Source organism: Vibrio sp. Scap24, from assembly GCF_013394185.1.
GTDB lineage: Bacteria > Pseudomonadota > Gammaproteobacteria > Enterobacterales > Vibrionaceae > Vibrio > Vibrio pomeroyi.
Map to the genome: position 1 here is coordinate 517,892 of NZ_CP041332.1, position 15,160 is coordinate 533,051.

Below are 15,160 nucleotides of genomic sequence, written 5' to 3' on the forward strand. Positions count from 1 at the left end.
TGACTATTTGTCCAGCCTATTGTGCGGAATCCAGCGCTAGATGGTAGTATTCGATTCCCAGTTTCAATAGGTTACTACATTGGATATTCAGCAAGGCTTTGTACTCACTAGACAAGCAAGAGATTTTTCAGGGCGCACACAAATCGATTTGTGGCTAAGTACCCCTCAAGGCTCTACTCTGCTGACCATTCAAAATGAAAAGCCTGTATTTTTTGTCGCTCAATCTGATGTACCAGCATGTCAGACTATTGCGACCAAAGAATCGATAGACTGCCAATTTAAGCCTTTAGACCTCGCGACCTTCGAACAAACGCCTCTCGCGGCTTGTTACACATCGCTTTCAAGAAGCAGCTTTGGCTTAGCGCAAGCCTTCCATAACGAAGAAATTCAAACCTTTGAAAGCGATATTCGACTCGCTGACCGATTCTTGATGGAACGCTTTATCAAAGGAAGTGTTGAGTTCACAGGTACAGCGGTACAAAAGAATCAGCATCGCAGAGTATCAAACGCGAAATGCCGCGCAGGAAACTACTTACCTAGCTTGTCGGTGGTCTCACTGGATATAGAGTGTTCAGAGAAAGGTGTGCTTTACTCCATCGGCTTAGATAGTCCAATGGATAGCCGAGTGATCATGGTCGGCGAACCGCAACAAGCAGACACCAACATCCAATGGGTTGCCAACGAAAAAGCTCTTCTAGAGGCCATGATTGCTTGGTTCTCCGAGTTTGATCCTGACATCATCATTGGTTGGAACGTCATTGATTTTGACTTTAGGCTGCTGCACAAACGTTCAGAATGGAACGAAGTGAAACTCAGTATTGGTCGAGACAATCAACCCAGCTTCTTTCGTAGCTCTGCACAAAACCAGCAAGGCTTTATCACTATTCCGGGACGTGTTGTCTTGGATGGTATCGACATGCTTAAAACGGCGACCTATCACTTCCGCTCATGGTCGCTGGAATCAGTATCGCAAGAGTTACTTGGTGAAGGCAAAGACATCCATAACGTTCATGACCGAATGGATGAGATCAACCGGATGTTTAAGTTCGATAAGCCTTCACTCGCCAAGTACAACCTTCAAGATTGTGTGTTGGTAAACCGTATCTTCGAACATACTCACCTACTCGACTTCGCTATTGAGCGCTCGCGATTGACCGGTGTGGAACTTGACCGTGTTGGCGGTTCTGTTGCTGCCTTTACTAATTTATACCTACCACAGATACACCGAGCGGGTTATGTCGCACCTAACCTAGAGCCAGAGAACTGGATTGCAAGCCCCGGTGGCTACGTGATGGACTCGATTCCCAACCTCTACGACTCGGTTTTGGTGCTCGATTTTAAGAGCCTATACCCTTCAATCATTCGCTCGTTTTTGATTGACCCTATGGGGCTAATCGAGGGTTTAAAGTTAGAACTTGGCCCAGCAGAAGATCAAGCGGTTGATGGCTTCCGAGGCGGTCAATTCCATCGCTCTAAGCACTTTCTGCCAGAGATGATCGAGAACTTGTGGGCAGCTCGTGATGTAGCAAAGAAGAACAACGAAAAAGCCTTCTCTCAGGCCATTAAGATCATCATGAACTCGTTTTATGGTGTGTTAGGTTCATCTGGTTGTCGCTTCTTTGATACTCGCCTAGCCTCATCGATCACCATGCGTGGCCATGAAATCATGAAGCAGACCAAAGTGCTTATCGAAGATAAAGGCTATCAAGTGATCTACGGTGATACTGATTCAACTTTCGTGTCTCTGAATGGCAGTTATGATCAACAACAAGCTGACGAGATTGGAAATGAACTTGTCGCTTACATTAACGATTGGTGGACGAATCATCTCAAAGAGACCTACAACCTAACCTCAATACTTGAATTGGAATATGAGACTCACTATCGCAAGTTTCTTATGCCAACAATTCGTGGTTCGGAAACTGGCTCGAAGAAGCGCTATGCAGGTTTAATCAATCAAGGCGACCAAGAGAAGATCATTTTCAAAGGGCTCGAAAGTGCACGAACAGACTGGACACCGCTGGCACAACAGTTCCAACAAACGCTGTATGAGATGGTGTTTCACGACCAAGATCCAACCGACTACGTGAGACAGTTTGTTGATGAGACTTCAGCAGGTAAACACGATGACTTATTGGTTTATCAGAAGCGTCTGCGTCGTAAACTGCATGAGTACCAGAAGAACATTCCGCCACAAGTTCGCGCTGCGAGACTAGCCGACGAGATCAACGCTCAGCTTGGTCGTCCGCTTCAATACCAGAACAAGGGGCGTATTGAGTATTTGATTACTCTGAGTGGCCCTGAGCCGAAAGAGTATTTAAAGAGCGGTATCGATTATCAGCATTACATCGACAAACAGATTAAACCGGTCGCAGAGGCTATTTTGCCCTTCATCGGTTTAGATTTTGAGAGAGTCAGTGGGCAGCAGTTAGGTTTATTCTAAAACTGCTTTTGAGCTTTAATTGAAACAAAAAAGCAGAGGAATGTTCAATTCGCTCTGCTTTTTTATACCGATAGATTATTAAGCTCTATCCGATTCGAAACTCTGTTTTCTGATACTGCTTAACCAGCCACTCTCCGAAACCATCCAGAATGCCGATCACCGAACGTTTCGGAATCGCTCTTCCAGAAAGTAAGATGCCCAATCGTTGGATTTCAACTTCTCTATCTGGGTGATACTTCAAGAACTGTTGACCACATTCAACAGGATCATCAAACCAATACTTATCTCGGTACATGACCAAAGAGTAGCTCGCTCTTAGCAGCTTCTTGGCAATGATCACTTGCGCGGCCACTTGTTGTTCTGGCGTTGTTGCTCGGGCAATCTTGTTGCGATACACCGCTAACCAGTTTTCCGCATCCATATTCCAATGCTTGGCAATTTCCCAACTCGTTTCAAAATCACCATAGCAATCCGATAAGTCTTCACCGTGCACACACACGGCCAAATGCTTAAGCATAAAGCCCCATGTAAAGATATTATCGAAATCGACTATCTCGCTAACTAAAGTCGTTTTAATCGCGACTTGAGTAACCTGCGGGAAGCTTTTTTGGAAACGCCATTTAATCGTGTTTAACAGCGTGGTTCGCAGATCAGGAAACGGACGGTGTGTCACCACAACCACATCAAGATTTGAGCGACCGACAACGGCTTGCTTGCGAGCGACACTGCCATAAATATAGACACTGTGTAGATTAGAACCTAACCCACCTTTTAAGAAGGTAATCAGATCGTTAACCACAGGTTGGAATTCAGGTTGAAAAGGCTGTGTTGGGTCAATAACAGGTAGCTGCATAGGTCGTTTCGGCAAATAAAATCATGATTTAACTGTGACTCTATGATCGCTTAGGTGACTTTATGATTCAAGCTATTCCTATTTATAGCATCTCCGAGATATAATCAGCGGATAGACCCAATAAGGACAAACACAAAATGCCTAGAGCAAGTGAAATTAAAAAAGGTTTTGCTATCACAGTAGAAAGCAAAACAGTGATCGTTAAAGATATCGAAGTAACAACACCAGGCGGCCGTGGCGGCCAAAAAATTTACCGTTTCCGTGGTAACGATGTAGCAACTGGCGTTAAAACTGAAGTTCGCCACAAGGCTGACGAAATCGTTGAAACTATCGACGTAACTAAGCGTGCAGTAATGTTCTCTTACGTTGATGGCAACGAGTACATCTTCATGGATAACGAAGATTACACACAATTCATCTTCAACGGTGAAACAATCGAAGACGAACTACTGTTCATCAACGAAGAAACTCAAGGCATGTACGCGATACTTATCGACGGCAACGCTGCAACGCTTGAGCTACCAACATCTGTTGAGCTAGTTATCGAAGAGACTGACCCTTCAATCAAAGGTGCATCAGCGTCTGCTCGTACTAAGCCTGCTCGTCTTTCTACAGGTCTTACAATCCAAGTACCTGAGTACATCGCGACTGGCGACAAAGTAGTAGTAAACACTGCTGAACGTAAATACATGAACCGCGCAAGCTAAGATATTTATTATGACCGAAGCTAACGACCTAATGTCTTATGACGACGCAATTGACACTGCATACGACATCTTCCTAGAGATGGCACCTGACAACCTAGAACCTGCAGACGTGATTCTTTTCACTGCTCAGTTTGAAGATCGTGGCGCAGCAGAGCTTGTTGAAACTGGCGATGATTGGGTTGAACATGTTGGCTTTGAAGTCGACAAAGAAATCTACGCTGAAGTGCGCATTGGTCTTGTGAATGAAGCTGATGACGTGCTAGACGACGTATTTGCTCGCATGCTAATCAGCCGTGATCCAGACCATAAGTTCTGTCACATGCTGTGGAAACGCGACTAGTACCGCTGTTGACGCTCATCTGCATGAGTAAACAAGTATTCATGTACGCGAGTTAAAAATTAGCCGAGCCCATTGCTCGGCTATTTTTATCGCGCTAATTCTCATCGTGACTACCCACTTTCATCATCAACGTTAGATTCACTGATTATGACCAAAGCAAAAACAGACACACAATCGAAAGGCTATGCCTGCATTGGCCTAGTTAACCCAAAGACGCCTGAAAACGTAGGTTCAGTAATGCGAGCGGCTGGCTGCTACGGCGCCAACTCTGTGTTTTACACGGGCACACGCTACGACCACGCGCGAAAATTCCATACCGATACCAAAGAGAAGCACCTAGCGCTGCCTTTAATTGGTGTTGAAGATCTGAAAGACATTATTCCAGTAGGCTGTGTACCTGTTGCTGTCGATCTGATTGAAGGCGCAAAGCCTCTACCGGATTACAAGCATCCACCACGCGCGTTTTACATCTTTGGCCCTGAAGACGGCACGCTGAAGAAAGAGATCACCGACTTCTGTCGTGAGACGATTTACGTCCCAACGAATGGCTGTATGAACCTAGCCGCATCAGTGAACGTTGTGCTTTACGATCGATTGGCGAAAGGCGATAACTTTTCGAATCATAAGTAAAAGAAACGAGATACGAGATACGAGATACGAGATACGAACAGATTATAGATGCGAAAAGCTCGCTTACTGCGTTTATGGCAGCATGTTTTCGATACTCGGTTACTCGCACCCCGCATCTTCTATTTCTCCAGATGTAAAAAAACCTGCTCAATGAGCAGGTTATTTAGTATTCAGTGCTTTCAGCTAATGAAACTTTAGAACTTACGAAATTACTGACGTGTTCTTGGCTTAGCTGGTTTAGCCGGACGACCATTGTTCATCTTAGGCTTGCTTTTGTTAGCCTGAGGCTTGCCTTTAGCTGCTGGAGCGCTACGACCTGAATCAGGTGTTGTAGTACCGCGAGTCGCTGGCTTCTTACGCTTAGGTTGGTTGCTACGACCTTTAGGTGCATTTGCGCGCTCTTCGTGACGCTTAACAGCACGACGAATTTTTTGGCTACGAGAACGCTCACGCTTACGAGAAGTGTTTGAAGGATCAAGATCCAACAAAGTTTCTTTCTCTGGGTTCAGTTCAACTAGCTGACGTAGGTAGTTAACTTCTTCAAGATCTAGCTCTTTCCAACCGCCGCGAGGCAGTTTCTTATCAAGGTAGATATCACCGTAACGTACACGTTTCAGGCGGCTTACTGTTGTTTCTTGTGATTCCCAAAGACGACGAACCTCACGATTACGACCTTCGTTGATTGCTACGTAGAAAGTATGGTTCATACCTTCACCACCAGCGTAAACCACGTCTTCGAAACGAGCCATACCATCTTCTAGTTCAACGCCACGCACAAGGTTCTTAACCTTCTGCTCAGTCACTTCACCGAATACACGTACTAGGTACTCACGTTCAACCTGACGGCTTGGGTGCATTAGGCGGTTTGCAAGTTCACCATCAGTAGTGAAAAGCAAAAGACCCGATGTGTTTGCATCAAGACGACCAACTGAAATCCAACGAGAACCACGGATCTTAGGTAGACGATCGAAAACAGTACGGCGGCCTTCAGGGTCGTGACGAGTACAAAGCTCACCTTCAGGTTTGTAGTAAGCAAGTACACGACAAACAACTTCTTCTGAAGCTTTGCCTGAAACAGTATGGCCATCGATACGGATCACTGAGTTCTCGTCTTCAAGACGCTCGCCCAGTTTCGCAACTTGCCCGTTAACACTTACACGGCCAGATTTAATTAAACCTTCTAGTTCACGACGAGAACCGTGACCAGCTCGCGCTAAAACCTTCTGTAATTTTTCGCTCATTTACTCTTTTCTACCTAATTGTCGTCTTCACAGACGTCGAATGAATTTTTTCGCGACCAAATCGCGGTCGCGTATTATCGCAAAGAACCCGCTAAAAAGCACTTGTTATTTGCTATAGCAGGTTCGTTGTATCGTTACAGACTGTTAATCAGTAAAGCGATTATTCAAACGGCGCAGGATCACCAGCACCACGACGTAGAATCACGGCGTCATCGTCACTGAAGTCAATAACAGTCGTTGGTTGCTCACCCAAGTAGCCGCCATTCAAGATGACATCAACGGCGTGCTCAAGGCTGTCACGAATTTCTTCAGGATCCGATTCGGTTGTCTCGTTACCCGGCAGAATCAGTGACGTCGACATCAACGGCTCGCCCATCGCTTCCAACAGGTCTAGCGCGATCTTGTTGTCTGGTACACGAATACCAATGGTTTTACGTTTCGCGTTCATTAAACGCTTTGGCACTTCTTTGGTTGCTTTGAAAATAAACGTGTAAGCACCCGGCGTATGCGCCTTAAGCAGACGGAATGCGACGTTATCCACGCGTGCATACAGCGACAGTTCAGACAGGTCACGGCATAACAGGGTGAAGTTATGTTTATCGTCGATACGGCGAATTTTACAAATACGTTCAAGTGCTTGTTTGTTCTCAAGCTGACAACCCAGTGCATAACCGGAATCAGTTGGATAAACCACAACACCGCCATTGCGGATAATCGCAACCGCTTGGCTGATTAAACGTGCTTGTGGGTTATCTGGGTGTACATAAAAAAACTGGCTCATTGTTGATCCTCGTTATCGAATCTCTCGACTCTATCATCAGAAGGAGCTGGTTCACCTAAAGACTATTCAGATGGTGAAACCGTTTGAAACTCCCAATCTTTCCATACTTCTTCTACCCCAGAAGGTAGCCAGAGATTACGTCCAAGTTCCATCCACGGAGATGGGTAATGGAAATCGCTGCCTTGGGAGGCTAATAGTTTGTATTGTATAGCATAATCCGCAAGTGTGCGTCTTTCTTGTTGCGCTTGCTGAGGTTGAGCGACTTCCATCGCGTCCCCTTTTGCTTCAACAAATGCCGCTAACAGGCGCTTAACCCACTTCGCTGTGAAGCCATATCGCCCTGGGTGCGCCAGGACAGCTTGCCCACCAGCGGCATGAATCGCCGTGACAGCATCACTCATTGAACACCACGTTGGCGGAACGTAACCTGGGTTATTACGAGTCAGAAACTTTTTAAACACCTGCTGCATGGTTTTCGCGTAGCCATTGTCGACTAACCACTTAGCAAAGTGAGCGCGAGTGATAGGCGCATCACCAGCAATCAACTTCACTTCGTCCAGCACCCCTTCTCGAGTCGCTTTCTCCAGACGCTGGGCAATAAGCTCGGCACGCCCGATACGGTGTTGCTTCTGTTGTTCAATCAGTGCTTTCAATTCCGGCGATTCAGGATCAACGTTTAGCCCAACAATATGGATATCTTTGTTTTGCCAAACGGTTGAGATCTCGATGCCATTAATCAACTGAATAGGAAGGTTGTTATCAGCAATGTAGCTACGTGCTTCAGCAAGCCCATCAGTCGTATCATGATCTGTAATCGCTAACGCTTCGATGTTAAAGCTTAGCGCTCGGTCAATTAGCTCAGGTGGAGTAAGTCGGCCATCTGAGGCTGTTGTATGACTATGTAGATCAATTCTCATATATTCTTTTTCATTGTTTTCAATTTTTATCGTTATATTTGTGTCAACACACTTGACCCGCAAGCGGAAAACTAGTTAACTAGTACACAAATACGAAGTGTCACATTTGATAGGTTCACCATGTTACAAGAATTTAACCAAAACCATAAAGATAAAGTTTTAGAACTTTCTTCAGTAGAAGCAAGTTCAGAGCTTAATTGGTGGCGCACTTGGACAAGTTCTTGGTGGGCTAACGTGTACTTCTAATTAAACAGTTTGTTTATAAAAAAGTTATCACTAAGCCCGCTTCCATAGCGGGCTTTTTAATTTGTCGAACATCTCACATTCAACTGACTAACAAATCATCGAATTGACCATATTCTAGATTGGGTGAAAGGTATCTTTATGCGACTATGTACGGCAGGAAATTTAAAGAATCATAAAGGAGGTCTTGTGAACAAGGCCATTGAAATCAAAAAGCTGGGAACCATTGAGGTCATCAATTCTTCAGTTCCTTACTCGCAAGATCCAACCAGTGTTTTTCATACTTTGTGTGAGAACAAAACAGACAGTTTGCTGTTGGAATCTGCTGAGATTGAATCTAAACAGAACCTGACAAGCCTACTCCTTATCGACTCTGCTGTTCGTATTGTATGTCGCGGACATGAAGTAACCTTTCAAGCGTTGACTCAAAACGGTCAAGCGCTTATCGAACATCTGACTCAAAACGTTAAAGCAGAGATTAAATCTGATTTGACGGATAACTTACTGACGCTGACTTTTGTCGAGCCAAGCAACGAGTTAGACGAAGACTCACGCTTGAGAGAAGCTTCTTCTTTCGATGCACTGCGTTTGGTTCAGCACAGCTTTGAGCAAGACACTGATAATAAGCACGCCTTGTTCATGGCTGGCCTATTCGCTTACGACATCGTGGCGAACTTTGAACCGCTAGGCGATGCTGAAGCAACCAACAATTGTCCTGACTTTGTTTTCTACGTGGCTGAAACACTGTTGCGTTTCGATCACCAAGAGAACGAAGGCCTACTACACGCAAGCTTGTTCGCTCAAGACGAAAACATCAAAGCACAGCTAACTGAGCGCTTAACCGACATTCAAACACAATGTCAGTCGCTGAAAGCCATCACAGAAGTTACGCCACTAGACAACGTTGACGCCGTACCAAGCGTTTCAGATGAAGACTTCTGCCAAACGGTTCGTGACCTAAAAGAGTACGTAGTAAAAGGTGATGTGTTCCAAGTGGTACCTTCACGCCGCTTCACGCTTCCTTGCCCTGCTCCACTGGCAGCCTACAAAGAGCTTAAGCAAAGCAACCCAAGCCCTTACATGTTCTACATGCAAGATGAGCTGTTTACTCTGTTCGGTGCTTCTCCAGAAAGCGCGCTGAAATACGAAACCGAAACCAACCAAATTGAGATCTACCCAATTGCGGGTACTCGTCGTCGCGGTAAGCGTCCTGATGGTCAAATCGATTTCGACCTAGATAGCCGTATTGAGCTTGAACTGCGCACCGACAAGAAAGAGAACGCAGAACACATGATGCTAGTAGACCTAGCACGTAACGATGTGGCACGTATTGCCGAAGCAGGCACTCGCCACGTAGCAGACCTGCTAAAAGTAGACCGCTACAGCCATGTGATGCACTTGGTTTCTCGTGTTGTTGGCCAACTACGTGAAGACTTAGATGCCCTACACGCTTACCAAGCTTGTATGAACATGGGGACGCTAACAGGCGCACCAAAGATCCGCGCAATGCAGCTTATTCGCGATGTAGAAAAAACGCGTCGTGGTAGCTATGGCGGTGCGGTAGGTTACCTAACCGGTGAAGGCACGTTAGATACCTGTATCGTGATTCGCTCTGCTTACGTTGAAGATGGTGTAGCACAAGTACAAGCTGGCGCTGGTGTGGTATTCGATTCAGACCCACAAGCAGAAGCGGATGAAACGCGCGGCAAAGCACAAGCGGTCATCTCAGCGATTCAAGCTGCACATACTAAGAACATCTCAAATAAGAAGGAGTCGTAATCATGGCTGATATTGTATTCATCGATAACTTCGACTCGTTCACTTACAACCTTGTAGACCAGTTCCGTTCATTGGGTCACAACGTAAAGATTTACCGTAACAACATCTCTGCAAAGGTCGTTGAAGCGGCGATCAACGAATTAGACAACCCTGTTGCCCTACTTTCTCCGGGCCCTGGCGCTCCAGCAGACGCGGGCTGTATGCCTGAGCTGATTCAGTTGCTAAAAGGCAAAGTGCCAATGATTGGGATTTGCTTAGGCCACCAAGCGATTGTTGAAGCCTACGGCGGCACCGTTGCAGGCGCTGGCGAAATCATTCATGGTAAGGTGTCGATGATGGAACACCAAAACCATGCGACTTACCAAGGCTTACCTTCGCCACTGGCTATTGCTCGCTACCACTCTTTAGTAGCAACGCATGTATCCGATAGCCTAACAGTGACAGCTGAAGTCGATGACTTGGTGATGTCTGTGGTTCAAGAACAAGACAAGGTGTGTGGATTCCAATTCCACCCTGAATCAATTATGACGACCTACGGTGCGACGCTTCTTGCGAACGCTATCGAATGGGCTCTTGAGAAACCTCTCTGCCTTGAGAAGAAAGCCACTCTTGATAAAAAGACTAACTAGGACGAAATCATGGAACAGATTAATAAACTTTACGAACAGCAGTCTCTTACTCAAGAAGAAAGCCAACAATTATTTGATGTAATCATCAAGGGCGAACTAGACCCAATCCTGATGGCTTCTGCGCTGACTGCACTTAAGATCAAAGGCGAGACGCCCGATGAGATTGCAGGCGCAGCGAAAGCACTGCTTGCCAATGCAAACCCGTTCCCACGTCCTGATTACGATTTCGCTGACATCGTAGGTACAGGCGGCGACGGTCACAACACCATTAATATTTCGACGACTTCAGCATTTGTTGCAGCGGCATGTGGTTTAAAAGTTGCGAAACACGGTAACCGCAGTGTATCGAGCAAATCAGGCTCTTCTGATCTACTGGATTCATTTGGTATCAACCTAGCAATGACGGCAGAAGACACTCGTACAGCTGTCGATGAATTAGGTGTAGCGTTCCTATTTGCTCCGCAATACCACGGTGGTGTACGTCACGCGATGCCTGTCCGTCAAACCATGAAAACACGAACCATCTTCAACATCCTTGGCCCACTGATTAACCCTGCTCGCCCTAACATCGAGCTAATGGGTGTTTACAGCAAACAGCTAGTACGCCCTATCGCAGAAACCATGCTGCAAATGGGCATGAAGCGCGCGGCGGTTGTTCACGGTAGCGGACTTGATGAAGTGGCTATTCACGGCGAAACCATGGTTGCAGAAATCAAAGATGGCGCAATTCACGAATACACAGTGACACCGGCAGACTTTGGTTTAAACACTCACCCGCTTGAAGCAATCAAGGGCGGCGAGCCAGAAGAAAACAAAGCCATCACAACAGATATCCTGACGGGTAAAGGCACTGAAGCCCAAGTTGGCGCAGTAGCCGTTAACGTTGCTCTATTGATGCGTCTATTTGGTCACGAAGACCTAAAAGCCAACGCACAACAAGCCATTGATGCGATGAACTCTGGCAAAGCGTACGAGCTTGTACAAAAGCTTGCTGCACACGCCTAACGAACGACGAATTGAGACAAAGAACATGACACAGACTACCGAAAAATTGTCGACCCACGTTTCAGTCAAAGAAGCTGAAATGGCGGAAGTACTAGCAAAAATCGTTCGTGACAAATACCAATGGGTTGAAGCGCGTAAGCAAACTCAACCATTGGAAGAGTTTAAAGCAGCGTTAACCGCAACAGACCGCAGCTTTTATGATGCGCTGAGCGGCGAACAAACGGTTTTCATCACTGAATGTAAGAAAGCCTCTCCGTCAAAAGGTTTGATCCGTGACGAGTTTGATTTGGACTACATTGCATCGGTGTACAACAACCACGCAAATGCAATTTCAGTTCTGACAGACGAGAAGTACTTCCAAGGTGATTTTGAGTTTTTACCTAAGGTTCGCAGCATTGCTAAGCAGCCAATCCTGTGTAAAGACTTCATGGTGGATACCTACCAAATCTACCTAGCTCGTCACTATTCGGCTGATGCTATCTTGTTGATGCTATCGGTATTAGATGATGAAGAATACAAAGCACTTGCAGAGGTTGCTCACTCACTCAACATGGGTGTGCTTACGGAAGTCAGTAACGAAGAAGAACTTCACCGTGCTGTGGCTCTAAACGCTAAGGTGATCGGCATTAATAACCGTAACCTACGTGACCTTTCGACTGATTTGAATCGTACCAAAGAGTTGGCTCCACTGATTCGCGAACTGGCTCCAAACGCCATCGTGATTTCAGAGTCTGGTATCTACACACACCAACAAGTGCGTGATCTTTCAACATTTGCAGATGGCTTCCTAATCGGTAGCTCTCTTATGGCTGAAAAGAACCTTGAACTGGCCGTTCGTAAAGTAACGCTGGGCGAAAACAAGGTGTGTGGTTTAACTCACTCTGACGATGCTTCCAAAGCGTATCAAGCAGGCGCGGTATTCGGTGGTCTGATTTTCGTTGAAGCGTCTAAGCGTCATGTGGATATCGAAGCGGCTCGTTTAACGATGAGCGGTGCACCGCTGAACTACGTCGGTGTGTTCCAAAACCACAGTGTGGCAGATGTTGCTAACACGGTTTCTGAGCTCGGTTTGTTTGCTGTTCAACTGCACGGTGATGAGTCTCAAGCGTATGTCGATGAGCTAAAACAATCACTGCCTGAAAACGTTGAGATTTGGAAAGCTTATGGTGTTGCTTGTGGCGCTGAGAGTGCATTACCAGAATTACTGGAAAGCAACGTGACTCGTCACCTGCTAGATACTAAAGTGGGTTCTCAAACAGGTGGTACAGGTCAAGCGTTCGATTGGAGCCTGATCAACAACCAAAACGCAATCATGTTGGCGGGTGGTCTAAACCCAGAAAATGCCAATCAAGCCGCTAAGTTGGGCTGCTTAGGGTTAGACCTAAACTCTGGTGTAGAATCTGCTCCAGGTAAAAAAGACGCAGACAAGCTACAACGTGCTTTTGCAGCGATTCGTAATTACTAGTCTGGCTTTAAACGCAGAAACTAAAACATATTTGTGAGCTTTGCCTTAGCGAGGCTCAAACAAGACTAAACGACTTGGTGTGAAGGCACGCCAATAGAATTGAAGGAATAAGATAATGGCTAAACTCGATGCCTACTTCGGTGAATACGGTGGTCAATACGTACCGCAGATCCTAGTGCCAGCACTAGACCAACTTGAACAAGCATTTATCGATGCACAAGCCGATCCTGAGTTCCGCAGTGAATTCATGACGCTTCTTCAAGAGTACGCAGGTCGTCCAACGGCACTAACGCTAACTCGCAACCTAACTAAAGGTACAAAAACCAAACTGTACCTTAAGCGTGAAGACTTACTTCACGGTGGCGCGCACAAAACAAACCAAGTACTGGGTCAGGCGCTACTTGCTAAACGTATGGGTAAGCAAGAAATCATCGCTGAAACAGGCGCTGGTCAACACGGTGTTGCGACGGCGCTAGCATGTGCTCTATTGGGTCTTAAGTGTCGCGTTTACATGGGTGCTAAAGACGTTGAACGTCAAAGCCCGAACGTGTTCCGTATGAAGCTAATGGGTGCAGAGGTTATCCCTGTTCATTCTGGTTCTTCTACGCTAAAAGATGCATGTAACGAAGCACTTCGTGACTGGTCTGCGACTTATGAAGATGCGCACTACCTGCTAGGTACGGCTGCGGGTCCTCACCCATTTCCAACCATCGTTCGTGACTTCCAACGCATGATTGGCGAAGAAACGAAAAACCAAATTCTAGCTCGTGAAGGTCGCCTTCCTGATGCCGTTATCGCTTGTGTTGGCGGCGGTTCAAACGCTATCGGCATGTTCGCTGATTTCATTGAAGAAGAAACGGTTCGCCTAATCGGTGTTGAGCCAGCTGGTAAAGGTATTGATACCGACCAACACGGCGCGCCGCTTAAGCACGGTAAAACGGGTATCTTCTTTGGTATGAAAGCACCACTGATGCAAGATGAAAACGGCCAAGTAGAAGAGTCTTACTCTGTATCTGCGGGTCTAGACTTCCCATCAGTAGGTCCTCAACACGCTCACCTGAACGCAATTGGCCGTGCTGAATACGAAAACGTAACCGATGACGAAGCACTAGAAGCGTTCCAATCTATCGCACGTAACGAAGGTATCCTCGCAGCGCTAGAGTCATCTCATGCTTTAGCTCATGCAATCAAAATGGCTCACGACGAACCAGAAAAAGAACAGCTATTAGTTGTTAACTTGTCTGGCCGTGGTGACAAAGACATTTTCTCTGTACACGACATCCTTAAAGAGAAAGGAGCATTATAATGGATCGCTATCAATCACTATTCACTCGCTTAGCTGAAAAGAATCAAGGTGCATTTGTACCATTCGTAACGGTTGGCGATCCTAACCCTGAACAGTCTCTTAAGATCATGGAAACTTTGGTTGAAGCAGGTGCTGATGCGCTTGAACTTGGTATCCCATTCTCTGATCCACTGGCTGATGGCCCAACAATCCAAGGTGCGAACATTCGTGCGTTAGATTCTAAAGTAACGCCTGATGTGTGTTTTGATCTTATTGGTCAAATCCGCACGAAATACCCAGAGCTACCAATCGGCCTACTGATGTACGCGAACTTGGTCTACGCACGTGGTATTGAGAACTTCTACGAGCGTTGTGCAAATGCGGGTATCGACTCGGTACTGATTGCAGACGTACCAACCAATGAAAGTGATGAGTTTGTTGCAGCAGCTAAGAAGTTTGGCGTTCATCCAATCTTTATTGCTCCACCAACAGCAAGCGATGAAACGCTTCAGTCAGTATCAGAACTTGGTGGTGGTTACACTTACCTACTTTCTCGTGCTGGCGTAACAGGTGCAGAAACAAAAGCAAACATGCCAGTAACGGCATTGCTTGATCGTTTGAACAAGTTCGATGCGCCACCAGCACTGCTTGGTTTTGGTATCTCTGCTCCAGAGCAAGTAAAAGAAGCGATTCAAGCTGGCGCTGCCGGTGCTATCTCTGGCTCAGCGGTTGTAAAAACCATTGAGAACAACGTTGAACAGCCAGAAGCAATGCTTAAAGCACTAGCTGAGTTTGTAACGCCAATGAAAGCTGCCACACAGAAGTAATCTTTAGCATTCGCT

At 46.2% G+C, this 15,160-nt stretch carries 15 protein-coding genes and 1 other annotated feature; of the genes, 11 read left to right on the plus strand and 4 right to left on the minus strand.

Translation table 11 applies throughout. From position 1 onward, the window contains the following. Positions 1-79 precede the first annotated feature (79 nt). Positions 80-2,443 carry a DNA polymerase II gene (locus FLM53_RS02000; RefSeq protein ID WP_176680091.1) on the plus strand — a complete coding sequence of 788 codons (2,364 nt, stop codon included), beginning with the start codon at positions 80-82 and terminating at the stop codon, positions 2,441-2,443. Positions 2,444-2,528: 85 nt separating this feature from the next. Here the strand turns inward: FLM53_RS02000 and FLM53_RS02005 are convergent, their stop codons facing one another. Next, a complete protein-coding gene (locus FLM53_RS02005) occupies positions 2,529-3,296 on the minus strand; it encodes a nucleotidyltransferase domain-containing protein (RefSeq protein WP_176680092.1) in 768 nt (255 codons plus the stop codon). Positions 3,297-3,433: 137 nt separating this feature from the next. Between FLM53_RS02005 and yeiP the strand changes: the two genes are divergently transcribed. The 3 genes from yeiP (at position 3,434) to FLM53_RS02020 (ending at position 4,973) form a co-directional block, all read left to right on the plus strand. After that, positions 3,434-4,003, plus strand: a complete 570-nt coding sequence (gene yeiP / locus FLM53_RS02010) for an elongation factor P-like protein YeiP (protein ID WP_017055115.1) — start codon at positions 3,434-3,436, stop codon at positions 4,001-4,003. A 10-nt stretch (positions 4,004-4,013) separates the two neighbouring features. After that, complete coding sequence (locus FLM53_RS02015; RefSeq protein ID WP_017055114.1) at positions 4,014-4,343, plus strand: HI1450 family dsDNA-mimic protein; 330 nt, start codon at positions 4,014-4,016, stop codon at positions 4,341-4,343. Positions 4,344-4,490: 147 nt separating this feature from the next. Further along, positions 4,491-4,973 (plus strand): RNA methyltransferase, encoded by a 483-nt coding sequence (locus FLM53_RS02020; protein ID WP_017629620.1) that lies wholly within the window; start codon positions 4,491-4,493, stop codon positions 4,971-4,973. 209 nt (positions 4,974-5,182) lie between these two features. On the opposite strand, the gene rluB is transcribed toward FLM53_RS02020, so the two are convergent. The 3 genes from rluB to FLM53_RS02035 all read right to left on the minus strand — a co-directional run bounded on the left by rluB (position 5,183) and on the right by FLM53_RS02035 (position 7,912). After that, on the minus strand, positions 5,183-6,214 hold the full coding sequence (rluB, locus tag FLM53_RS02025; protein ID WP_017631784.1) for a 23S rRNA pseudouridine(2605) synthase RluB: 1,032 nt from the start codon (positions 6,212-6,214) through the stop codon (positions 5,183-5,185). Between the two features lie 160 nt (positions 6,215-6,374). Then, positions 6,375-6,995, minus strand: coding sequence for an L-threonylcarbamoyladenylate synthase (locus FLM53_RS02030; RefSeq protein ID WP_060467459.1), 621 nt, complete (start codon positions 6,993-6,995; stop codon positions 6,375-6,377). A gap of 62 nt (positions 6,996-7,057) precedes the next feature. After that, complete coding sequence (locus tag FLM53_RS02035) at positions 7,058-7,912, minus strand: PHP domain-containing protein (RefSeq protein ID WP_017631786.1); 855 nt, start codon at positions 7,910-7,912, stop codon at positions 7,058-7,060. Between the two features lie 120 nt (positions 7,913-8,032). Here FLM53_RS02035 and FLM53_RS02040 point away from each other — a divergent pair, with 120 nt between their 5' ends. From FLM53_RS02040 to trpA, 7 genes are all read left to right on the plus strand, one after another. Then, positions 8,033-8,158, plus strand: coding sequence for a trp operon leader peptide (locus FLM53_RS02040; RefSeq protein WP_009848753.1), 126 nt, complete (start codon positions 8,033-8,035; stop codon positions 8,156-8,158). Beyond that, positions 8,105-8,219, plus strand: a sequence feature (Trp leader region). Its footprint overlaps the gene before it by 54 nt. A 125-nt stretch (positions 8,220-8,344) precedes the next feature. Then, positions 8,345-9,934 (plus strand): anthranilate synthase component 1, encoded by a 1,590-nt coding sequence (locus FLM53_RS02045; RefSeq protein WP_176680093.1) that lies wholly within the window; start codon positions 8,345-8,347, stop codon positions 9,932-9,934. 2 nt (positions 9,935-9,936) lie between these two features. Then, positions 9,937-10,563, plus strand: coding sequence for an aminodeoxychorismate/anthranilate synthase component II (locus FLM53_RS02050; protein ID WP_017631788.1), 627 nt, complete (start codon positions 9,937-9,939; stop codon positions 10,561-10,563). Positions 10,564-10,572: 9 nt separating this feature from the next. Beyond that, positions 10,573-11,568 carry an anthranilate phosphoribosyltransferase gene (trpD, locus tag FLM53_RS02055; RefSeq protein ID WP_176680094.1) on the plus strand — a complete coding sequence of 332 codons (996 nt, stop codon included), beginning with the start codon at positions 10,573-10,575 and terminating at the stop codon, positions 11,566-11,568. A gap of 25 nt (positions 11,569-11,593) precedes the next feature. Beyond that, positions 11,594-13,033, plus strand: coding sequence for a bifunctional indole-3-glycerol-phosphate synthase TrpC/phosphoribosylanthranilate isomerase TrpF (trpCF, locus tag FLM53_RS02060; protein WP_176680095.1), 1,440 nt, complete (start codon positions 11,594-11,596; stop codon positions 13,031-13,033). Positions 13,034-13,148: 115 nt separating this feature from the next. Continuing rightward, complete coding sequence (gene trpB / locus FLM53_RS02065; protein ID WP_017631791.1) at positions 13,149-14,339, plus strand: tryptophan synthase subunit beta; 1,191 nt, start codon at positions 13,149-13,151, stop codon at positions 14,337-14,339. Next, positions 14,339-15,145 (plus strand): tryptophan synthase subunit alpha, encoded by an 807-nt coding sequence (gene trpA, locus FLM53_RS02070; RefSeq protein ID WP_176680096.1) that lies wholly within the window; start codon positions 14,339-14,341, stop codon positions 15,143-15,145. Before trpB ends, trpA begins: the two co-directional genes overlap by 1 nt. The last annotated feature ends 15 nt before the right edge of the window (positions 15,146-15,160 follow it).